Annotated in this window: 17 protein-coding genes; 9 read left to right on the top strand and 8 right to left on the bottom strand. The window is 66.1% G+C overall.

Annotated features, from left to right (window positions below; genetic code table 11):
• Positions 1-32 precede the first annotated feature (32 nt).
• The 3 genes from CCK87_RS11625 (at position 33) to CCK87_RS11615 (ending at position 2,602) form a co-directional block, all read left to right on the top strand.
• Positions 33-1,469, top strand: coding sequence for a DUF6421 family protein (locus CCK87_RS11625; RefSeq protein WP_140162829.1), 1,437 nt, complete (start codon positions 33-35; stop codon positions 1,467-1,469).
• Between the two features lie 62 nt (positions 1,470-1,531).
• A complete protein-coding gene (locus CCK87_RS11620) occupies positions 1,532-2,254 on the top strand; it encodes an SDR family oxidoreductase (RefSeq protein ID WP_086461588.1) in 723 nt (240 codons plus the stop codon).
• A gap of 66 nt (positions 2,255-2,320) precedes the next feature.
• The gene (locus tag CCK87_RS11615) at positions 2,321-2,602 is read left to right on the top strand and encodes a hypothetical protein (protein ID WP_086461587.1); all 282 of its coding nucleotides are present in this window, start codon (positions 2,321-2,323) and stop codon (positions 2,600-2,602) included.
• A gap of 97 nt (positions 2,603-2,699) precedes the next feature.
• Here the strand turns inward: CCK87_RS11615 and CCK87_RS11610 are convergent, their stop codons facing one another.
• The 4 genes from CCK87_RS11610 to CCK87_RS11590 all read right to left on the bottom strand — a co-directional run bounded on the left by CCK87_RS11610 (position 2,700) and on the right by CCK87_RS11590 (position 10,489).
• A complete protein-coding gene (locus CCK87_RS11610; RefSeq protein WP_086461586.1) occupies positions 2,700-6,164 on the bottom strand; it encodes a bifunctional RecB family nuclease/DEAD/DEAH box helicase in 3,465 nt (1,154 codons plus the stop codon).
• 84 nt (positions 6,165-6,248) lie between these two features.
• Positions 6,249-6,896 carry a hypothetical protein gene (locus CCK87_RS11605; RefSeq protein WP_086461585.1) on the bottom strand — a complete coding sequence of 216 codons (648 nt, stop codon included), beginning with the start codon at positions 6,894-6,896 and terminating at the stop codon, positions 6,249-6,251.
• An 899-nt stretch (positions 6,897-7,795) separates the two neighbouring features.
• Positions 7,796-9,043 carry an MFS transporter gene (locus tag CCK87_RS11595; RefSeq protein WP_249273864.1) on the bottom strand — a complete coding sequence of 416 codons (1,248 nt, stop codon included), beginning with the start codon at positions 9,041-9,043 and terminating at the stop codon, positions 7,796-7,798.
• 204 nt (positions 9,044-9,247) lie between these two features.
• Entirely contained in the window at positions 9,248-10,489 is a 1,242-nt protein-coding gene (locus CCK87_RS11590) for an MFS transporter (protein ID WP_249273863.1), read from the bottom strand.
• Positions 10,490-10,629: 140 nt separating this feature from the next.
• Between CCK87_RS11590 and CCK87_RS11585 the strand changes: the two genes are divergently transcribed.
• A complete protein-coding gene (locus tag CCK87_RS11585) occupies positions 10,630-12,378 on the top strand; it encodes a sodium:proton antiporter (protein ID WP_249273862.1) in 1,749 nt (582 codons plus the stop codon).
• Here CCK87_RS11585 and CCK87_RS11580 read toward each other — a convergent pair.
• On the bottom strand, positions 12,375-13,052 hold the full coding sequence (locus CCK87_RS11580; protein ID WP_086461583.1) for an HAD family hydrolase: 678 nt from the start codon (positions 13,050-13,052) through the stop codon (positions 12,375-12,377). The two genes, CCK87_RS11585 and CCK87_RS11580, sit on opposite strands and share 4 nt — an antisense overlap.
• Positions 13,039-13,290 (bottom strand): hypothetical protein, encoded by a 252-nt coding sequence (locus tag CCK87_RS11575; protein ID WP_140162828.1) that lies wholly within the window; start codon positions 13,288-13,290, stop codon positions 13,039-13,041. The genes CCK87_RS11580 and CCK87_RS11575 overlap by 14 nt, the downstream gene beginning before the upstream one ends.
• 306 nt (positions 13,291-13,596) lie before the next feature.
• On the opposite strand from CCK87_RS11575, the gene CCK87_RS18280 reads away from it, so the two are divergent.
• From CCK87_RS18280 to CCK87_RS11560, 3 genes are all read left to right on the top strand, one after another.
• Entirely contained in the window at positions 13,597-14,499 is a 903-nt protein-coding gene (locus CCK87_RS18280; protein WP_170927256.1) for a hypothetical protein, read from the top strand.
• A 103-nt stretch (positions 14,500-14,602) separates the two neighbouring features.
• Positions 14,603-15,682, top strand: a complete 1,080-nt coding sequence (locus tag CCK87_RS11565) for a low specificity L-threonine aldolase (protein WP_086462012.1) — start codon at positions 14,603-14,605, stop codon at positions 15,680-15,682.
• A 98-nt stretch (positions 15,683-15,780) separates the two neighbouring features.
• Positions 15,781-16,380, top strand: coding sequence for a nitroreductase family protein (locus CCK87_RS11560; RefSeq protein ID WP_086461580.1), 600 nt, complete (start codon positions 15,781-15,783; stop codon positions 16,378-16,380).
• 115 nt (positions 16,381-16,495) lie between these two features.
• On the opposite strand, the gene CCK87_RS11555 is transcribed toward CCK87_RS11560, so the two are convergent.
• Both CCK87_RS11555 and CCK87_RS11550 read right to left on the bottom strand, forming a co-directional pair.
• Entirely contained in the window at positions 16,496-18,031 is a 1,536-nt protein-coding gene (locus CCK87_RS11555) for an amino acid permease (protein ID WP_086461579.1), read from the bottom strand.
• A gap of 125 nt (positions 18,032-18,156) precedes the next feature.
• Entirely contained in the window at positions 18,157-20,310 is a 2,154-nt protein-coding gene (locus CCK87_RS11550; protein ID WP_086461578.1) for an AAA family ATPase, read from the bottom strand.
• 325 nt (positions 20,311-20,635) lie between these two features.
• Between CCK87_RS11550 and CCK87_RS11545 the strand changes: the two genes are divergently transcribed.
• Both CCK87_RS11545 and CCK87_RS11540 read left to right on the top strand, forming a co-directional pair.
• Positions 20,636-21,082, top strand: a complete 447-nt coding sequence (locus CCK87_RS11545; RefSeq protein WP_086461577.1) for a DUF6578 domain-containing protein — start codon at positions 20,636-20,638, stop codon at positions 21,080-21,082.
• A gap of 113 nt (positions 21,083-21,195) precedes the next feature.
• Entirely contained in the window at positions 21,196-21,750 is a 555-nt protein-coding gene (locus tag CCK87_RS11540) for a hypothetical protein (protein WP_140162826.1), read from the top strand.
• Positions 21,751-21,761 lie beyond the last annotated feature (11 nt).

The raw sequence follows: 21,761 nt of genomic DNA, 5'->3' as shown, positions 1-21,761 counted from the left end.
GCCAGCACCCCCTTTCGGATCGGAGGTTCCCCATGCCCACAACAACGACCACTCAGTACGTCGTTCCCGCGATCGGCGATGAACCCGAGGTTGTCGAAGATGCCTCGCTGGCCGAGTCCTCCGCCGCGTGGATCGGTCTCAAGGCCGCGGCCACCGAGCTCCAGGCGCTTCAGGTCAAAGACGGATCGGTGCCCGACGCGGCAGACCACGCGCGTGCGGCCGAGCTCGTCGCCGTGATCTCGGCATCCATCGCGGCGCTTTCGCCCGCGTTCCCGCACGATGCCGAGTACCACGAGGCTCTGCGCGGCGACTTCTCGCGCTGGGTGGCCGACGGCTTCGGCGTTCCCGATTTTCTGGACTCGCTCGTGCTGTTCCACCCCGAGGCGCATCGCGAGAACGGAATCCGCCACCTCGTCGTCTTTCCGATGACGACCCAGAACGGCTCGGCTTCTCGCCTGGTCGAGGCCGTGCTCATCGAGGTCATCTGGCCCGAGTTCGTGGCCGAGCTCGAGGCGGGCGACTACTCGAACGCCCTGTTCGTGCCCATCAGGTTCGTGGATTTCACGCCCGGCTACGACACCAACTCGGCCGTTCTGTTCCCCGAGACCGTCGCAACGCGCAGCATCCCGACGTTCACCTGGGGTGCCATCTTCGCCGACCGGGAAGCGGCCCGATTCCGCAGGGTCGTGCGCGCCGCGGCAGACACCACCAGGCTCGAGCTTCCAAACGACGCGGCACGCCTGCTCACCGACCAGGCGCTCGCCGAACGCACCTTCGTGATGTGGGATCTCATCCACGACCGCACGCATATGCGGGGCGACCTGCCCTTCGACCCGTTCATGATCAAGCAGCGCATGCCGTTCTTCCTGTATTCGCTCGAAGAACTGCGCTGCGACCTCACCGCGTTCCGCGAGTCGGTGCGCATCCAGCGCCGGCTCGAGGCGCTGGGCGAGAACGAGCTGTCGGATGCCGATGCGCACCTTCTCGAGCACGCCCGGCTCGTGCAGTACGCGGTTCTTTTCGACCGCATCTTCCGCTTCGCGCTCACCGGTTCGCGCGTGCGCAACTACGACGGGCTCGGTGGCCAGCTGCTGTTCGCGTGGCTGCACCAGCACCACGTGCTGCACTGGACCGACACGAAGCTCACCATCGACTGGCCCGAGGTCGCCGACAGCGTGCTCGCGCTCGGGAAGCAGATCGACGATCTCTACTGGCGTTCGATCGACCGCCCGAAGGTGGCGCATTGGCTGGCCGCCTACGAGTTGGTCACCGAGACGGTAACGCCGCACCCGGCATCCGTCTGGGCTCGCGGGCCGCAGGCCCTGCCTCTCGACGGACCGCCCCGCGCCCTGACCGATGCGATCCTCGACGACGAGTTCCCCCTCTCGATGTTCTACGAGGCGCTGTCGAAGAAGATCGGCGACGTGATCCTGTCGACAGAGGGAATCACGGGTTCGTCGGCGCAGTAGCGTTGGTCGAGTAGGCCGCGCAGCGGTCGTATCGAGACCAGCCGATCACAGGAGAGTGCCACATGGACGTTCGCAACAGGGTCGTCGTCGTCGCCGGGGCCACGAGCTCTTCCGGAGTCGCCACGTCGCGGGCCCTCGCCGCCGCGGGGGCTCGAGTCGTCGCGGTCGGGTCGAACGTCGAGAGACTCAGCGCCTTCGAGCGCTCGGTTCCGGATGCCGCGACGCGGGTCTGCGACCTCTCGAAGCTGACCGCGGTCGCCGAACTCGCATCGTCGGTGACAGAGGAGTTCGGAGCCGTCGATGGGCTCATCCACCTCGTCGGCGGATGGCGCGGCGCGGCGGGCATCACGGCGCAGAGCGACGACGACTGGGCCGCCATGGAGTCCGGCTTCACCACGCTGCGCAACACCTCGCGCGCCTTCTTCGACTCCCTTGTGGCCAGCGAGGCGGGCCGGTTGGCGATCGTGTCATCGAACTCGGTCGAACGTCCGACGGCCGGAGGCGCCAGCTACACGGCCGCGAAGGCCGCCGCCGAGAGCTGGGTGCGCTCGGTGGCCGACGGCTTCCGCCGCGCGCAGGCGAGTGACAAGACGTCTCCGACACCCCAACGGGCCGCCGCCGTGCGGTTCTCGATCATGGCGCTCGTCGACGACGACATGCGGCGAGACAACCCCGATAAGAGCTACGCCGGCTTTACCGACGTGGATGTGCTCGGCCAGGCCGTGGTCGACCTGTGGCAGGGCGACGCGGCCGAACTCAACGACAGCCGCATTCCGCTCGCCTGACTCACAGTGCAGCATGTCCCTGGCAAGGGGTGGTTGTTGCCGATGCGCCACCGTAGCGTGGAACGCATGACCCACGAGAAGCGGCACCACCACCTTTCGTCAGAAGAAGACCTCGAGAAAGACACCTCGTATAGTCCGTCGAGCGAGCGTGACGACGAGGTTCTCGAGAATGAGGCTGTCACCGACAGCGATGCCGTCGACGCCGATTTGGATGCCTCAGAGATCCTGGTTCTTCCGGGCACGGGAGGCCCAGACGACGTCGGCGATATCGAGGTCGACCCGTCGGAGTTCAACCTCAGCGGCGACTCGATCCCCGGTCACCCGAAGCCGGCCTCGCACCCGCACTAGCTGGCGGCGCAACGGATCCGCGCCATGCGTCCGCGCCTTCTCGGCGCATCCGCTACCGGTCGTCCGGGCGCGGATGAACCCAACCGGCGCGGATGCGTCAGTCCCCCGAGACCAAACGGATGAACGCGCTCAGCTGGGCGAGCGTCTGCTCGGTTGTCGGGAGGGCATCGGTGAGCGCGGGCGAGTAGACCAGATAGGCCGCCCACTGCGCCCGGGAGATCGCGACGTTGAGCCGGTTCGCCATCAGCAAGAACTCGAGGCCCCGAGGCACGTCATCCGCCGAGGATGCCGCGAGCGACACGATCGCGACCGCTGCCTCACGGCCCTGGAACTTGTCGACGGTTCCCACCGGAACCGACCCGTACCCTGCCTCGGCGAGCCGCAGCCTGAGCAGTTCGACCTGCGCGTTGTAGGGCGCCACCACGATGACGTCGCGCTCCTCGAGCGGGCGCGCGGCTCCGCCCGACCACCAGGTGCGGCCGAGAACGGATGCGACGAGGTCGACCACGGCGTCGGCCTCTTCGGGCGACGAGGTCGATCGCTCGGCGTGCTCGACCGGCACCGGATGCAGCCCGGGTTCGACGCCGTCGAGTCGACGATCCGATGCGTGCGATACCAGCCGCCCCTCGTACGAGAGGTCGGAGACGGGCGCGCAGACCGCCGGATGCATGCGCCAAGAGGTGGCGAGGAAGTAGCCGAGCTCGGGCGGCAGCACGTCGTGCCCCGCCGACAGCCAGCCGAGCGCCGACTCATCGACGGGTTCTGGATGGGTGCCCTGGCTCACCTGCGGAAGCTGCTGCGGGTCGCCGAGAAGCAGCAGGCGCGTCGCCGACACCGCTGACGCGATGGTCGACGCGAGCGAGAACTGGCCCGCCTCGTCGACGACGAGCAGGTCGAGCGACTGCCTCGGGATGCGGGAGGCGTTGCTGAAATCCCACGCGGTTCCGCCAACGACGTAGCCGCCGTCTCGCCCCGTGAATCCGGCGAAGGCCGAGGGTGAGAGCACCGTGAACTCCGGCTCGGCGCTCGAGCCCGACGAACCGGCCGCGGGCCCTGAGGCCGAGGCCTTCTTGCCCACGAGAGCGCGATCGACGCCCGCTTCGACGACGGCGCGCAGCATGTTCTCGACCGCTGCGTGCGACTGGGCGACGACGCCGATTTTCCAGCCGTACTCGTGCACGAGCCGCGCGATGACGTGCGACCCCGTGTAGGTCTTGCCCGTTCCCGGAGGACCCTGCACCGCGAGATAGGAGTGCTCGAGGGTGAGCAGCGATTCGACGAGAGCCGAGGCCACGTCGCCCACGCCGTTCGCGTCGGTTACCACCGGTGCCAGCGTCGCGCGCGGTGGCCGACGACGCAGCACATCGTAGGCCGGGTCGGCGAGAGGCTCGGGATGCGCGTCGAGGATCGCTCGTCCCCAATCCGAGATCGCCTCGACCTGGGTTCCGGCCGGCGGCGGTGTGCCGGGCGCCAGGGCCACCGGCAACTCGTCGTATTGGGGCGCGTCTTTCTCGAGCACCTCGTCGACCACGATCGTGCCATCGTCGAGCGTCTCGACCACTGTGACTCGACTGTGCGCGGTTCGAGCGCCGGGCTCACGACCGCGCAGAATCGGTGGATAAGGGGCGCCATAGAGAATGAACGGATTCTGCCCCGGCTTGATCGAGCTGCCCGGCGCGAGAACTCCGCGAAGGGCGAGGCGACGCCGGTCGCTGCGCTGCCTGCCCTCACGAAACCAGTCGCGCAGCACGGTTGCCTCAGTCACCACGAGCACGTCGCGGGTGTCGGCCCACTCGTCGATGGGAGCGGTGAGCCTCGAGAAGTGCTGCCACCAGAACGATTTCTGCTCGCGCCGGTGGTAGTCGATGGCAGCGGATGCGAGGGCCAGCGCCGTGTCGTCGGCCGTGCGTTCTGCGAGCGGCACGGCCGCCGACAGCGCTGCCAACTCGAGGTAGACCGGGTCGGGCTCGCGCACCGGGAGGTCGAAGTCGAGCCGGCCACCGGCATCCGGAATCGTGCCGGGCGGAAGGGAATCGCGCGAGACGGACGCGAAACGCTCGAGCAGCCAGTCACGCAACCGCAGCGTGCTGACGCAGTCGTAGGTGTTGTAGCGGGCGATGTCGTCTTGCACGCGAGCCGATCCGGCCACGTCGCCCGCCGCGAGTAGCTCGCGCGAGCGCACGTACTCGGTGATGGAATCGGCCGCGTTGGCGACACCTGCGCGCTCGGCATCTCCCATGTAGAGGGGTTCGAGTTTCTTGAGCGAGTAGCTGTGCGTGCCGATGCGCATGCCCTGCCGCACGATCGGATAGAGGTCGACCAGCACGTTCTGGCGCAGCAGGTCGTCGACGGCCTCTTCGCCGATACCGTGCCGGGCGGCGAGCGTGAGCAGGTGGGTGCGCTCGTAAGAGGCGTAGTGGTAGATGTGCATCAGCGGGTGTCGGGCCCGGCGCTCGGCTACGTACTCGAGAAAGTCGATGAGGGCCTGCCGCTCTTCGGCCAGGTCGTGCGCCCAGAACGCCACGAACGTCTCGTCGGGTTCGACGAGGCCGAAGAGATAGTCGAGCCCCCAGGAAGACCCCTCTTGATAGAGCGGATCGCCCTCGAAGTCGAAGAAGATGTCACCGGCGTCGGGCGCGGGAATGGCTGCCAACGGAGCGGGATCGGCGATCTGCCAGCTCAGTGCTTGCCCGGGCGCGGGCGGCTCGATCTGCATGCGCGCCTGGCCGGCGAGCGATTCGAGTGTGGACTGGGCGAGCCCGGGCACGGGCCCCTCCGCCACCGCGAGCTGGTCGATGCTCTGGATGCCGGCGGCCCGCAGGCGCGCCCGTTGCGTGAGCCGCATGCCCGCCACCTGCAGAACGTCGCGGGTTCTTTCGACCTGCTCGGAGCAGGCAGCGCAGCGCCCACACGCGGTGTAGCGCGGATCGCCCCACTCGGTGGGCGACGGATCGGCCACCCTGTCGTCGATGAGCTGTTGCAGCCGTGCGCGCCGTCGACGGTAGACAGGCAGGATGTCGCGCAGCCGGTGCGAGGTCGTCTTGCCTGTTCCCAAGATGAGATGCACCGTCTCGCTGGTGGGGATGCCGTTCTGCTGCAGCTGATCGGCATAGGCGGCGAGCTGCAGCAGCGCGGTGATCTTGGCCTTGCGGGCAAGCTTGGTGTCGTAGACCGAGTAGGCCGGGGCCCCGCCGACGGAATCGTCTCGCACAAGGAAGTCGGAGTATCCAAGGAAGCGCCCGTCGAAGAAGGCCCCCTGAAAGACGACAGCGGCACCGGAGCGCAGCGCCTCGAGAGTCTGGGCTGCGGCCACCGCCACCTGATCGATGGGAGGCCGTTCGATCTCGACGACCCCGCCCGCCGCGCGCAACTGCTCGAGCGTGGCGAGTTCATGCAGGTCGCCCAGCGTTGCCGTGCGTCGCAGCATGTCGTCTTCGGCCTCGACGACCGCGTCGATGCGCCCGAGCTTGGCGTCGAGCTTGCGCATCAGCGCCCACTCGCACGACGCGGCCGCGGTGAGGTCGCTCGCCGAGTAGATGACCGTGCCCTCGAGCAGAAACATGGATGCTCAGTCTCTCTTCTCGGCGGCCCTTGCGTCGTTGCTCCTCACCGTAACGGCAGCATCCGACAGTGAAGCAGATACTCGTTATGACGAGGGGATAGCGGACTCCTCGGCCCATCTGTAGAACTGTTCGATATCGCGATTCAGTTCCTTCTGCGAAACGTACACCAGGCCAGGAATCGCGGACTTCAACCCAAACGAGTGAACAGTGAACGGTACGACGACCAGTTCGCCCGCGACCCTCACGGTCAGAGTCAGGCCGCGAGCGGAACCGATCGTCTCAGGCACCTCGCCAGCTTCTACCTTCTCGATCGAACTCCAGGGCAAGAACTCCAGAAGTTCGAGCGTGAATTGACGCCCCCAGAATTCAATCCCGGCCTCGTAGGCCACAGCCGTCATGAACATCGGCATCGAGTCCATGACATTTCTCGACCCGTTCAACCGCCGAATCTGCCGCAACGACTTGGTCAGAGGCGAATTGCCAACGCTTCTCAGCACGATCGAACCGGGACGCATCCTACGCAAGCGTCTCTCCCGGAGGAACGCAGTATTGCGTACGACTTCGGCTGCGATAAAGACGACGATTGCGGCATTGATCGCCAGGCCGATTCGACGTGGTAACGCGTCCCCTTGCGAGCTAGCGGTCGCTGACAGCAAGAAGCCACCGACAGCTAGCGCGAGCAACGCCACGGTGAGCGCCGCATTCTTTATCACGCCGAACTTCGAAGTCACATCCGACCCATGCGGGCTGGTTCGAGACCGCCCCGTGCCTGAGTTCACGGGATCGACCCGGCTCTCGTCGAATCGAGGAGCTGCTTCCGACACCTCCAGACCACCGCGCCGATCACGATGAACGCCGCACCGACGACGATCATCGCTGAAGGAAGCATTCTGTGACTCTATTGCGAAACGGGCGGCAAGGGGAGCGTGTCAGGGCCTGGTAACGCGCCGATATACGAGAATCGCACACACAACAACAAACGGCACCCCGAACAGCGCCCTCCACTCTTCCCCGCTCGTCAGCCCGACGAGAATCATCGCGACTCCGATCATGCCGCTCATAAGAATGTTCATGTCGAGGAACCAAGATCTCGACGTCCTTTTCAAGAGACTCCGTCCTCGGCTAGTAAGTCTGGAGCTATCAAGACACGGAAAGGAGCAACGACAGGAGTTGGAACAGTCCTGCTCCACACATGATTACTGAAGCGACAATCAAAGAAGTCGCGCTTGCTTTGTCCGATCTTGTTACCTGGTTGACCTTGGCCACGAAGAATTTTCGGGCCGCGAACGTCAGAACTCCCAGGCCCACCAACAAGAGGGCCACAAAGAGGCTGCGGAGCGTTGCGAAATCCAAGAAGTGTCCCATCAGATTTAGGGGGGCGGTTTGCTTGTGGTGGCACCAAAATTTCGAACAACTACCAACTCCAAACCACTCCAGCGTTGCTGGCTGCCTCGGCACCTGCGATTCCGCCAGCCTCAATCCAAGATGTTTTCATCCCGCCCTGAGGAAGAAAGATTTACTACGAAGCACCAGCGAACCCCAAGCCGTTCTGCATTGGCGCTACCCCCTCGGTGAGGCTCACGTTCAACCTAGGGCACTTTCCACACAGACAGATGCCGATTTCGAGGCCCTACCCCCGCACTGGGGGTTTCTCGACAGTGCGAGGCATACGCAACGAGTAGAGCGACGCGGCCACGAAGAAGACCGCGCCCACACCGAACGCCACGGGGAACGAGAACGCGTCGACCAGCGCACCCGCCGCGAGCGGACCCACGATGGCACCGATGTCCGAGCTCATCGAGAAGATCGCGACACCTCGGCCGCCCCGGCGACCGACGACATCGCCGACGGATGCCGCGGGCGCGATTCCGAGGAACGCTGAGACGACCCCGTAAAGACTCAGCAAGATCGTGAGGGTGACAATGTCGCCCGTGAACGAGATCGCGACGGTGAGTACGGCCGCGAGTGCGAGCGACATCACGAGTGCCGGCTTGCGGCCGGCGCGGTCGATGAAGCGCGCGGCGGGGCCGAGGGCGAGCGTCTGGGCGACGGCGGCGATGGCGAACGCGATTCCCGTGAACGAGCTTGGCCCCTTGATGACCTCGACCACGATCACGGGGATGAGCGCGCTGCGCACTCCGAAGGAGTTCCAGCCCTGCGCGAAGTTGGCGAGGCAGGCCGCGCAGAAGCGCGCATCCCGCAGCACGTCGCGAAGGGGAACCAACGGGTTATCGGAACCCTCGGCATCCGAGACGACCGTGTCACGCGCCGCGCCCGATCGCGGCCGCAACAGGATGAGGCCGACCAGGCCGGCGACGGCGAGCGTTCCCGCGTAGAAGAAGAAGGGAGCGGTGAGCGAGATCGTGGCGAGGAGGCCACCGATCGCGGGCCCAGTCATGCCTCCGATAAGAAAGCCGCCCTGGTAGAAGCCCACGGCGCGGGCGCGATGCTGGGCGCTGGTCGTGCCGAGCAGCAGCGTCATGGCCGCGACGGTGAACATGGCCGAGCCGATTCCGCCGACGCCGCGCAGGATGAGCAGGTGCGGGTAGTCCGCGGCGATGCCGACGAGTCCGCTCGAGACGGCGACGATGCCGATACCGACGGCGAGCACTACGCGCTCGCCCATCAGGTCGATGAGCTTTCCGACGAAGGGGCTGGCGACAAGGCGCATCAGCGCGAAGGCCGAGACGACGGCGCCGACCTCGGCGTAGCCCACGCCGAAGCTGCGCACGAAGACGGGGAGCACCGGCACGACCACACCGAAGCCGACCATCACGAAGAAGGCGATGAGTCCGAGAACGTAGACGTCGCGGGAGAGGCGCTCACGCGGGGCTGCGGTGGCACCGCGCCTGCGGAGAAGGGCGGGAAGGCGTGGCACCCTCTCAGGCTACGGGCGTTTCGAGGTCGCCCGCCCCCCCGTGCGCGGGTCGAGTGCGCGTTCTGCGCCGGTCGAGTAGTCGCGCGACGAAGGAGTCGACGTATCGAGACCACCCGCCAGTGGTCTCGATACGGCCGCGGGCGGCCTACTCGACCAGCGCAGCGGGGGTGGGCGGCCTACTCGACCAACGCAACAGGGGCGGAGCTAGAGCGACTCGCCGACCGAGATCGCCTCGGCCTCGGCGAGCGGGCTCTCCTCGTGCGCGGCGTCGACTCGACGCAGGGCCTTTCGTCCGGCGAACGCGATCAGCACGGCGACAAAGACGGATGCCGCACCCGCGTACATCGGGGCGCTCGGCGAGATGGCCGCAGCCAGGGCCGCTGCTCCCGGAGGGGCGAATGCGCCGCCCAGGAAGCGCACTGCGGAGTACGACGACGACGCCACCGAGCGTGGCAGGTCGCTCGCCTCCATCACGCTCTCGGTCAGCACCGTGTTCACGATTCCGAGCATCAGGCCGCCGATGACGATGCAGACGATGAGGCCGACCTGCGAGTCGATCACGATGCCGCCGGCCACCAGGTCGAGGGCCAGCAGGGTGAGCACCAGCTTGAGCACGCTCGTGCGCTTCATGCGCTTGGTCAGCAGCGGCGCCACGAACACCGAGGTGACGGCCACGGAGAGACCCCACGCGAAGAAGGTGTAGCCGAGGCCCATCTCGTCGAGGCCCAGCGGGTAGGGGGTGTATGCCAGCAGAACGAAGAAGCCGATGTTGTAGAACAGCGCGATTCCGGCGAGGTAGCGGATGCCAGGCACCCTCATCGCGGCGAACGGAGCCGAGAGCTTCGTGGGCGCGCGCACCACAGACTTCTCCTCGCGCAGCAGCGTCACGATCGCGATGAAGCCCACGGCCATCAGCACCGCCGTGCCGAAGAACGGGCCCCTCCAGCTGATCGTGCCGAGCGTTCCGCCGAGCAGCGGGCCGACGGCGATGCCGACTCCGAGTGCGGCCTCGTACAGGGTGATCGCGGCACCGCTTCCGCCGCTCGCAGCGCCGACGATGGTCGACAGGGCGGTCGAGATGAAGAGCGCGTTGCCGAGCCCCCATCCGGCGCGGAACCCGATGACGCCCTCGACGCTGCCGGCCAAGCCCGCGAGCGCCGCGAACACGATGATCAGCGCGAGCCCGATGAGCAGCGTCTTCTTTGCTCCGATACGGCTCGAGATCCAACTCGTGATCAGCATGGCGAGGCCGGTGACGACGAGGTAGCTCGTGAACAGCAGCGAGGTCTCGGTGGGGCTGGCCTTCAGGCTCTTCGCAATCGCGGGCAGGATCGGGTCGACGAGGCCGATGCCCATGAACGCGATCACACTGGCGAAAGCCACCGCCCAGACGGCGAGAGGCTGCTTGAGGATGGATGCGGTGTGGGGTGATGTAGAAGTTGGCACTAATCAACTATATAGCCGAGGCATATAGTTGCGTCCGTTCCCTGAGCTTGTCGAAGGGATGCGTCTCGACAGGCTCGCGTCTCGACAGGCTCGACGAACGGATGCGAAATGTGGCCGGAACATAGCCCAGGTACCCTGTGATGACCATGGAACTCGGCGTCTACGCAGTATTCGGCATCGCGGTCATCGTCGCGGTCGCGTACTTCTCGAAGCGCCTCGGAGTGGCCGCGCCGATCATCCTGGTGATCGTCGGCGTCGCCATCTCCTTCCTACCGGGATTCCCCGAGCTGCACATCGAGGGCGAACTCGTACTCGACGTCGTGCTGCCCCCGATCCTCTACGCGGCGGCCATCAGCGTTCCCGTGGTCGACTTCAGACGCAACTTCAGCACCATCACGAGTCTCTCCGTCGTGCTCGTCATCGTCACCGCGTTCGGCACAGGCTTCCTGCTGTTCACGATGCTTCCCGACCTCAATCTCGCCGCGGCCATCGCGCTGGGCGCCATCATCAGCCCGCCCGACGCGGTCGCGGCGACATCCATCGGTCGACGTCTGGGACTGCCCCCGCGCATCCTGACCGTGCTCGAGGGCGAAGGTCTCGTAAACGACGCCACCGCCCTGGTGCTGCTGCGTTCGGCGACAGCCGCAGCAGCGGGCGGGCTTCTCTCGCCGTGGGAGACCGTCGGCGACTTCTTGTTCGCGGTCTTCGTGGCCATCGTGATCGGGCTGCTCGCCGGGCTCATCTCGGTGTTCGTGCGCACGAAGCTCAACGACCCCGTGCTCGACACCGCGATCTCGATCGCCGTGCCGTTTCTGGCGTTCCTGCCCACCCAGGCGCTCGGCGCATCCGGCGTTCTGGCCGTGGTCGTGGCCGGCCTCTATACCGGCCATCACGCGCCGTCTGCCTTCTCGGCGCAGGCTCGAATCAGCGACCGAATCAACTGGCGCACCATCCAGTTCCTGCTCGAGAACGGCGTGTTCCTGCTGATCGGGCTCGAGATTCGCACGCTCATCAACGACGTCGAGAACCCCGAGATCTTGAGCGTGATGGATGCCATCGGGCTCGGTCTCATCGCCGTCGTCGCGCTGACCCTGCTGCGGTTCCTCTGGATCGGTCCGCTCGTCTACATGCTGAAGAAGCGTGCTGAGCATGCCGAGAAGCTCACCTATAGGAATCTGCTCGCGCTCTATCACTATCGAAAGACCCCTCACCGAGGCGTGTTGACAGGCCGTCGACGCCTGCGCGAGGAGCGGCTCTACCAGCGTCGACGCTCCGACCTCGAGCAACTGCGCCGCGAGAGCATCGACTGGCGCGGAGGCATCGTGCTGAGCTGGTCGGGCATGCGCGGCGTCGTCACCCTGGCGGCGGCGCAGTCGCTTCCCTACGACATCCCGTATCGGTCGCAGCTGATCCTCATCGCGTTCACCGTCGCCGTGGTGACCCTCATCGTGCAGGGCGGCACTCTGCCCTGGCTGATCCGGCTGCTCGGAATCCAGGGCGTCGACGAGGCAGAAGACCGCCGCGAGCTGGCCACCCTGCTCGACGAGATCAGCTTCGCGGGGCTCGCCGTACTCGACGAGCCCGCCGCGGCTATAGACGGAACGAACGATGTCGACCCCGACGTGGTCGAACGCGTACGTCAGTCATCGTTCCTCAGGGCCGAAGCCGCATGGGAACGTTCGCACGAGGCGTCGCCCGCATCGACCAACTCGGACGAGACCCCGCACCGCGTCTATCGCCAACTGCGGTTGGCCGTCGTGCTCGCCGAACGCGAACGGCTTCTGGATGCTCGCCGCCGGGGCGCCTATCCGTCACGGATTCTCGCGCAGGCCCAGGGCATGCTCGACATCGAGGAGACCAGGCTCCGCCCGCGCGCGGCGGACCACTAACGGCGCTCGAAGTCGGCGAGCACCGCCGCCGCGTCGTCGAAGACCTGCAGCGCACCCGCATCCGTCAGTTCGCCCGACGAGATGCCCCCGGTGCGCACGCCGATCGCGCCCAGATTCGCGCGTGCGGCCGCCTTGACGTCCCACACGGCATCGCCCACGAACAGCGCCTCGGATGCGTCGGCTCCGGCCCGCTCGAGCGCCACGTTCACGATGTCGGGCTCGGGCTTCGCGGTGCTCACATCGCCCGACGAGGTGGTCGCGTACAGCGCATCGTCGGAGTCGAGGACGCCGAGCAGGATCTCGAGCTCTTCCTCGGGCGCGCTGGTCGCAAGCACCACGCGCACGCCCGCATCGCTCAACGCATGCAGCAGATCGACGGCTCCCGGAAGCGGGCGCAGCCTGTCTGTCGACGCCTGGTAGAACTCGGAGTGGAGACCTTTCGCGCGATCGCCAAACTCATCGACGTCGTCTCCGAGCAGAGCGTCGAGCAGCCGCTCGCTGTCGAGCCCGATAGATCGGTGGATGCGCCACGAATCCACTGGGCGGCCGAGCTTCTCGAAGGCCCGGGCCCAGGCATCCACGTGCAGGTAGTTGCTGTCGACGAGAGTGCCGTCGATGTCGAAGAGCACGGCCTTGGGTGCCGGCGACCAGAGCTGCGGGTCAGTCGGAGCCATACAACACCGTCATGGCATGCTCGATCGTTCCGAAGAGGCCGAGGTCGTTATCGGCGGAGTCGTGCAGACGCAGCCCTGTTCCCTCAGGGGTGATGTGCCCGGCGATATTGGGAGTGCCCGAGAATGTCACCTCCCAGGGTGCGTCGTCGTGCTTGGTCACATCGAAGTGCTCGCTGAGCGCCATGCGTGTCCTTTCTTCTCGATGTCGGTCGCGGATGCGCGAAGTCGAGTTGGCCACGATAGTCCTCTCGCCGATGCACCTTCCACCCCCTTGCGCGCCTTTGCGCTCGCCGGGCGAGATGCGGCAAATGCCCCTTCGATTCCGAGACGAAAGTCGATTTCTCACACGTGCCCTCTCTCGCCCGATTCGATGCGCGGAGAATTGCCGTTCCGAGGAGACCCGAACGGCAATGTGCCGCACGTCGCCGCCTGTGGACAGATTCAACGCCCGAACCACGTCGCACGGCATGGTGGACGCGTGACCCGAAGAAAGCCACTACCGGACGCCGTTGTCGGCCGCGCGTTCTCAACACGAGAAGCCCTGATGCTGGGGGCAACCGCGAAGCAATTGATGTCGTCCGACCTCGACAGGCCATTCCATGGAGCGCGATTGCCCGTCGGCGCCGACACGCTTCGAGAACGCTGCCTTGCGCTGCAGTCCGTCACGAACGCTACGAGCTTCGTCAGTCATTCGACCGCGGCTCGACTCTACGGAGTCCCGCTCCCGTGGCGACTGCAGAGGGAAAACACGATTCATGTCACCGTCGAGAGGCCCAACCGCGCTCCGCAGCGTCCCGGCGTCGTCGGGCACTCTGTCACGCCGGGCAACCAGGTGCCCCCGTGGATCGACTCCCGCGGCCTGCGCATCTCCCGTGCCGCACGCGTGTGGCTCGAGCTCGCGAGCCAACTCGAGCTGGTCGACCTCGTCATCGCGGGCGACTACCTGCTGCGCGGATTCCGTCAGCGCGACGGCAGCCACCGCCCCTTTGTGACCGTCGCGCAGCTCCGCGCGGCCGCGGCAGAACACCCTCATCGACGGCACTCAGCGTTGATCACTGAAGCCCTCAAGCTTCTCCGCGAGCGCGTCGACTCCCCCTACGAGACGCGGCTCCGGCTGATCGTGCAGAGCGCCGGGTTCCCCGATCCGATCGTGAACGTGCCGATTCTGGATGCCGCGGGCGAGATCATCGCGCAGCCAGACCTGCGGATCGCCGGCTACAACGTCGGGCTCGAATACCAGGGCGACGGCCACCGCATCGACAGGTCGCAGTGGCAACGCGACGTGGTGCGACGACGCGAACTCGACCTCATCGACTGGACGTCCATCGAGGCCGTCCTCCCCGACATCCGCAACCCCGGGCATCTCCTGAACACGCTTCAGCACGAACTCCGTCGGCGCGGCTGGACTGGCAGCAGCACCTGGCCCACCCTGGGCATCGGTGGCTGACGACTCGCAGCCGCCCGCGCGGCGCCAGCAACAGAAGCAGCGCCAGCAACAAAGCGGCGCCGAACGCAACTCCCGTGCGCGGCGCGTGCGGGAGACTGAAGGCGTGACCCCTTCGACCGACACCTCCTCTCCTCTGCGCCTGCACGACACCGACTACCGCGGATTCGCGAGCGACAACTACGCCGGCGTTCACCCCGAGGTGCTCGCCGCCGTGGCCGCAGCCAACGGCGGCCACCAGATCGCCTACGGTGAGGACCTCTACACGGCCCGCCTGCAGCACGTCATGGCCGAGCACTTCGGAGACGGCGTCGAGGCGTTCCCCGTCTTCAACGGAACGGGCGCCAACGTGCTGAGCCTGCAGTCGATGCTGCCCCGCTGGGGTGCGGTGATCTGCACACAGACCGCGCACATCCACACCGATGAGAACGCGGCGCCCGAGCGGGTCGCGGGCCTGAAGCTACTCACCGTTCCGACACCGGATGGCAAGCTCACGCCCGAACTCATCGACCGCGAGGCCTGGGGCTGGGGCGATGAGCACCGCGCCCAGCCGCTCGCCGTGTCGATCACGCAGACCACCGAGCTCGGCACCGCGTATACGCCCGACGAGGTGCGCGCCATCGCCGACCACGTGCACGCTCGCGGCATGACTCTGCACATGGACGGCGCCCGCATCTCGAACGCGGCCGCCTACCTCGGCGTCCCGTTCCGGGCCTTCACCTCCGACGCCGGTGTAGACATTCTGTCGTTCGGCGGCACCAAGAACGGCCTGATGTTCGGCGAGGCGGTCGTGGTACTCAACCCCGCAGCATCCGAGGGCCTGACGTATCTGCGCAAGCTCAACATGCAGCTGTCGAGCAAGATGCGCTTCGTTTCGGCTCAGCTCATCGCGCTCCTGGGCGACGGGCTCTGGATGCGCTCCGCCTCGCAGGCCAACGCGATGGCCCAGCGGCTGCGGCAGGCCGTCGAGGGGCTCGATGGCGTGACGATCACCCAGCCCACGCAGTCGAACGCCGTCTTCGCGATCGTGGCTCCCGAGGTCGCCGACCGACTGCGCGAGAGCTTCCGTTTCTACGACTGGGATCCGTCGACGGGCGAGGTGCGCTGGATGTGCGCCTTCGACACGACCGAAGCCGATGTCGACGCGTTCGCCGCACGCCTGCGAGAGCTGCTCGATCGGGAATAGAGCGCGGATCTATGCGTTTGCATAGCTGGGCAATGGATGCCCGGCCATGCATCCGCCACACGGCGATGCGACGACGTACACCGTAAGGAAACATCCCGATGACCCTGACCACGACCACCACCGTCACGCGCGCCGACGAAACGAGCGCTCCTATTCTCGAGGTGCTTGCCGCCCGCTGGAGCCCACGTTCCTACGACCCGACGGTCGCCATCGATGAGGGCGCACTCGCATCCGTGCTCGAGGCCGGACGCTGGTCGCCGTCGGCCGCCAACACGCAGCCGTGGCGCTTCATCGTCGCCCGCCGCGGAACCGAGGCGTTCGACACGATCGTCTCGAACCTCATGGGCTTCAACCAGGCCTGGACCCCGAACGCTGCCGCGCTGATCGTGAACCTCGCCGAGACGACCGACCCCGACGGCAAGCCGCGCCCGATGGCCTCCTACGACCTCGGGCAGGCCGTTGCGCACATGTCCGTTCAGGCGCACCACGAGGGCCTGCACGTTCACCAGATGAGCGGCATCCTCGCTGAGGGACTGCGCGACGCGTTCTCGATCCCCGAGAACTTCACCGCCCTCACCGTCACGGCGCTCGGCACGATCGACTCCCCCGAGGCACTCGGCGAAGAGGGCGCGATCGCCCGTGAGAAGGCTCCTCGCGAGCGCTTCCCCCTCGACGAGATCGTTCTCGTCAACAAGTAAGCGATCGGGTCTCGATACGCTCGCTCAGCGACGTACTCGACCAACGCAGAGGGGTGCGTTGGTCGAGTAGCCGCGCGAGGAACGAGCCGGCGTATCGAGACCGCCGGCCGACCGGCTACTTCTTCGTGCCGCGTCCGTCGCCGGGCCGCTCCGCCACGACGGGGAATGCCCCGGTGAAGCCCTCGCGGGCCGCCGCGATCGCCTTGATGCGGTCTCGACTGGCGTACCAGCCGATGATGAGCAGCGGAATGATGAGCACGAGCGACGAGATCGTGATCGTTCCGACCGGAAAGTCGATGGCCATCAGCACCAGCACGGTCGCGAGGAACGCGAGTGTGAGCCACGAGGTGAACGGGGCGCCGAACAGCCTGAAGGCTGGCCGCTCGAGCTTGCCTTCCTTCGCCCACTTCTGCAGCCGCATCTGGCACAGGATGATCGTTCCCCAGCCGCTGATGATTCCGAGCGCCGACACGTTGAGTACGATCTCGAACGCCTGCTCGGGAACGATCGCGTTGAGGCCCACTCCCAGCAGCGTGATGCCCGCGGTCAGCAGGATTCCGCCGTACGGCACACCCGACTTGTTCATGCGCCCGGTGAACTTGGGCGCCGCCCCGGCCTCAGACATAGAACGCAGGATGCGACCGGTCGAGTAGAGACCGGCATTAAGGCTCGAGAGGGCTGCCGTGAGAACAACGAAGTTCATGATGTTTCCGGCGATGGCCCCGACTTCCGGGCTGCCGATGCTCGAGAAGAATGTGACGAACGGGCTCTCGTCGGCCTTGTAGGCGGTGTACGGGAGCAACAGCGAAAGCAGCAGCACCGACCCCACGTAGAAGACGGCGATGCGGATCACGACGGTGTTGACGGCCTTCGGCATGATCTTCTTGGGGTCGGCAGTTTCGCCGGCCGCTGTCCCCACCAACTCGATGGCCGCATACGCGAAGACGACACCTTGGATGACGAGCACCGCCGGCAGGAGGCCCTGAGGGAAGAACCCGCCGTTGTCTGCGAGCAGAGCGAACCCGGTCTGGCCGTTGCCGACGTCGGTGGGAAAGTTGAAGGCCAGGAAGACGACGCCGATGATCAGGAACGCCACCAGGGCGACGACCTTGATGATCGCGAACCAGAACTCCATCTCGCCGAAGACCTTCACCGACACGAGATTCAGGCTCAGAACGATCGCCAGAGCGATAAGGGCGAGCAGCCACTGCGGAACGTCGGTGAACGCCGACCAGAACTTCACGTACAGCGCCACAGCAGTGACGTCGACGATGGCGGTCATCGCCCAGTTCAGAAAGTACATCCAGCCGGCGACGTACGCCATCTTCTCGCCGAAGAACTCACGCGCGTACGAGATGAACGAGCCGGATGACGGCCGGTGCAGCACCAGCTCGCCGAGGGCCCGCAAGATGAGGAACGCGAAGAATCCGCAGACCGCGTAGACGATCACGAGCGAGGGGCCCGCCGACGCGAGGCGACCGCCGGCGCCGAGGAACAGACCGGTTCCGATCGCGCCGCCGATAGCGATCATCTGCAGCTGCCGCGGCTTCAGAGTCTTGTGGTAGCCCTCTTGCTCATGCGAGAAGTCCTGCTTCTGGGGAGAATTCTCGATCGGGTCGGAATCTCCCGTAGATGAGTCGGTTGTGGACATCGTCTGCCTCGTTTCAACTATCGCTTCACTGGTGTCCTAGCGAAGCGATACTAGCCCCGAACGGGGGCCGCCCCGTGGAGGGCGGCCCCCGTTCTCAGAAAGCGGGGGCGAGAGGCGACCGTCGATTACGCGTTATTGCCCTCCGGCGTCACCGTCAACCCCTCGCCGTCGTCGTCGAGGTCGACCCGCACGGTGTCGCCGTCGCGCACAGTTCCGCGCAGGATCTCGGTGGCGAGGCGATCGTCGATCTCGTGCTGCATCAGGCGGCGCAGCGGGCGCGCACCATAGATCGGGTCGTACCCCTTCTCGGCGAGCCAGGCACGGGCATCCGGTGTGACGGCGAGTTCGAGCCGCCGGTCGCCGATGCGACGAGCCAGCCGGTCGACGTAGAGCGAGACGATCTGGGCGAGGTCTTCGCGGGTGAGCGCCTGGAACACGACGATGTCGTCGAGCCGGTTCACGAACTCGGGCTTGAACGCCTGACGCACGAGCGCCTGCACCGCCTCCTCTTTCTGCTCGAGGCTCAGGTTCTGGTCGACCAGGTACTGCGACCCCAGGTTCGAGGTGAGGATGAGGATCGTGTTGCGGAAGTCGACCGTGCGGCCCTGCCCGTCGGTGAGCCGGCCGTCGTCGAGCACCTGCAGCAGTACGTCGAACACCTCGGGGTGCGCCTTCTCGACCTCGTCGAGCAGCACGACCGAGTACGGCCTCCGCCGCACGGCCTCGGTGAGCTGGCCGCCCTGCTCGTAGCCGACGTACCCGGGAGGAGCCCCGAGCAGTCGCGCCACGGAGTGCTTCTCTCCGTATTCCGACATGTCGATACGGATGAGCGCCTTCTCGTCGTCGAACAGGAAGTCGGCAAGGGCCTTGGCGAGTTCGGTCTTTCCGACACCGGTCGGGCCGAGGAACATGAACGAGCCTGTGGGCCGATCGGGGTCGGCGATGCCCGCCCGCGAGCGCCGGATCGACTCCGACACCGCCACGACGGCGCGCTTCTGCCCGATGAGCCGCTTGCCCAGCTCGGCTTCGAGGGCCAGCAGCCGCTCGGTCTGGCCCTGCGTGAGACGGTCGACGGGGATGCCGGTCCAGGCGGCGATCACCGACGCGATGTCGTCGCTGGTCACCTGGTCGTTGACCATGAGCGGACCGTCCTGCTCGACGGCTTCGGCCTCGGCCAGCTGCCGCTCGAGAACGGGGATCTCGGCGTAGAGCAGCTTGGACGCCTGTTCGAGCTTGCCCTCGCGCTGGGCGCGCTCCGCCTTCATACGCGCGGCGTCGAGCTTCTCTTTGAGCTCACCGACGCGATTGAGGCTAGCTCGCTCCTTCTCCCACCGGTCTTGCAGTTCTTTGAGCATGGCGCCACGAGTCTTGAGGTCGTCGCGCAGCTTCTCGAGGCGCTCCTTCGAGGCCTCGTCCTTCTCCTTCTTGAGCGCGAGCTCTTCGAGCTTCAGGCGGTCGACGCTCCGTCGGAGCTCATCGATCTCGACGGGAGCGGAGTCGATCTCCATGCGCAAGCGCGACGCGGCCTCGTCGATCAGGTCGATGGCCTTGTCAGGCAGCTGACGACCGGGGATGTAGCGATTGCTGAGGGCCGCCGCCGCGACAAGAGCCGAGTCGGCGATCGAGACCTTGTGATGCGCCTCGTAGCGCTCCTTGAGTCCGCGCAGAATCGCGATCGTGTCTTCGACGCTGGGCTCGCCCACCAGCACCTGCTGGAAGCGGCGCTCCATCGCCTTGTCCTTCTCGATGTACTCGCGATACTCGTCGAGCGTGGTCGCGCCGATCATGCGCAGTTCGCCTCGGGCGAGCATGGGCTTCAACATGTTGGATGCCGCTACGCTGCCCTCACCGGCGCCCGCGCCCATCAGGGTGTGCAGCTCGTCGATGAAGGTGATGACCTGCCCCTCGGCGTCGTTGATCTCCTGCAGCACGGCCTTAAGGCGCTCCTCGAACTCGCCGCGGTACTTCGCGCCGGCGACCAGTGCCGCCAGGTCGAGCGAGATGAGTTGCTTGCCCTTCAGCGAGTCGGCCACGTCGCCCGCGACGATGCGCTGGGCGAGCCCTTCGACGACGGCGGTCTTTCCGACGCCGGGCTCACCGATGAGCACGGGGTTGTTCTTGGTACGGCGCGTCAGCACCTGGCTGACACGACGGATCTCGGCGTCGCGCCCGATCACCGGGTCGAGCTTGCCGCTCGCGGCGATCTCGGTGAGGTTGACGCCATACAGTTCGAGGGCGCTCTTGGCGTCCTCCTGAGCGGGGGCCTGCCCTGCCTGCATATGTCTGTCCTTTTTCTTCTCATGAGGCGAATCCATCGAGTCGCCCGCAAAAACTTGAGTCCTACTGACTCAACTTTATCCTTAACGTCGCGTGGGCGCTACGGCATTCCCGGATGAGCACGGCCCGGACGCGACATGGATCGCGAGAGCTTTCCGTGCGGAGTCGAGTGGTGTCATTTTGCCCTTCGCAGAGCGCGGGAAGCGCCATATGCCGCCACTCAAAATGCGACTCACGATCGAGTAGTGTCACTTCGCCCTTTGTCCACGCGGGGAAGGGCGAAATGCCACACCTCAAAAGCCGAGGCCGATCTGGCACGATGGCGCCATGCTCGTATGGCTCACGAACTGGCAGATTGAAGAGGACCGACAACTGATAACGGTGGGTGACACCGTGGATTGGACCCTGTATCCGGCCGACCGCAATTGGGTGCGTCGACTGTTCGCCGATCGCCTTGCGATCGAGTGGCAGATCGACAACTATGGCGACGCCGTGTCGCAACCGTCACGAACGGCCTCGGCAGAAATCACCGAGCTGCAGAGCGTTCGCTGTCGCCAGCTTCAAACAAGTACCGGAATCGTGCCTGCGACGGGCGAGGCGACGCTGCAACCGGTGACAGACACCTCGGGCTCGTGGGCACGTCGTCGCACCCCGCACGAACACCACGCAACCGTCCGGTCGACCGGGTCATTCCGGTACGCAGCCTCGTACACCAGCGCGCGGCATGTCCCCGAAGCCGAGAGCCTGTACGGCTACGTCGCGACGCTCACCTAATGCGCGGGGTCGCTCTCCGCGTGAAGCCGATGTCGACGTACTCGAGCTCAGCTCGCGGCGCGCTCGGACTCCGTGACTCATGCCAGGCACACCCGCTTCTGTACCTTTGGACCATGGATACGTCGGAAAGCTCTCAGGTTCAGTCGCATCTGCTGCGCGAACGCGTCGCTGTGCTGCAATCTCTCGTGCTGATCCAGCAGCGGATAGTGCTTATCGCCCTTCTTGTCGCATCCGTCGTCGCGCCTCTGACCGCCATCATCGAGCAACCAGACGCTGACGAACCCGTCACCGACGCCATGGGCCTCTTCGGCTCGCTCGGCTACTTCTTTCAGAACGACCCCGAGTCGTTCGGCGATAGAGACAGTTATCCATTCGCTCTGGATGCCGGACTCACCCTGACGCGAATCGGTCTCGTTCTGCTGCTGGTCGCCATCTTCTGCGCGCTCGTCACCGTGGTGAACGTGTGGACGAGACAAGGCCGAGGGCCGCGAGTCGCCCTCATCGTGCTCGGAATCGCCGTGGTCATCGCCGCGGCGCTCACCTTCATCGGCCTGAGCGTGCTGCCCGACGGCGACGATGCGACGAACGCGACGCCCTGGTTGCTCCTGCCCATCGGCGCCGCTGCAGCCGCCTTCTACCACCTCTGGTCGCTCAGCAAGCTCGAGTGAGGCAGTCGCTG

Origin of the sequence: Agreia sp. VKM Ac-1783 (genome assembly GCF_900177765.1) — a bacterium.
Taxonomy (GTDB): domain Bacteria; phylum Actinomycetota; class Actinomycetes; order Actinomycetales; family Microbacteriaceae; genus Agreia.
This window is presented reverse-complemented; position numbering and strand designations above follow the sequence as displayed.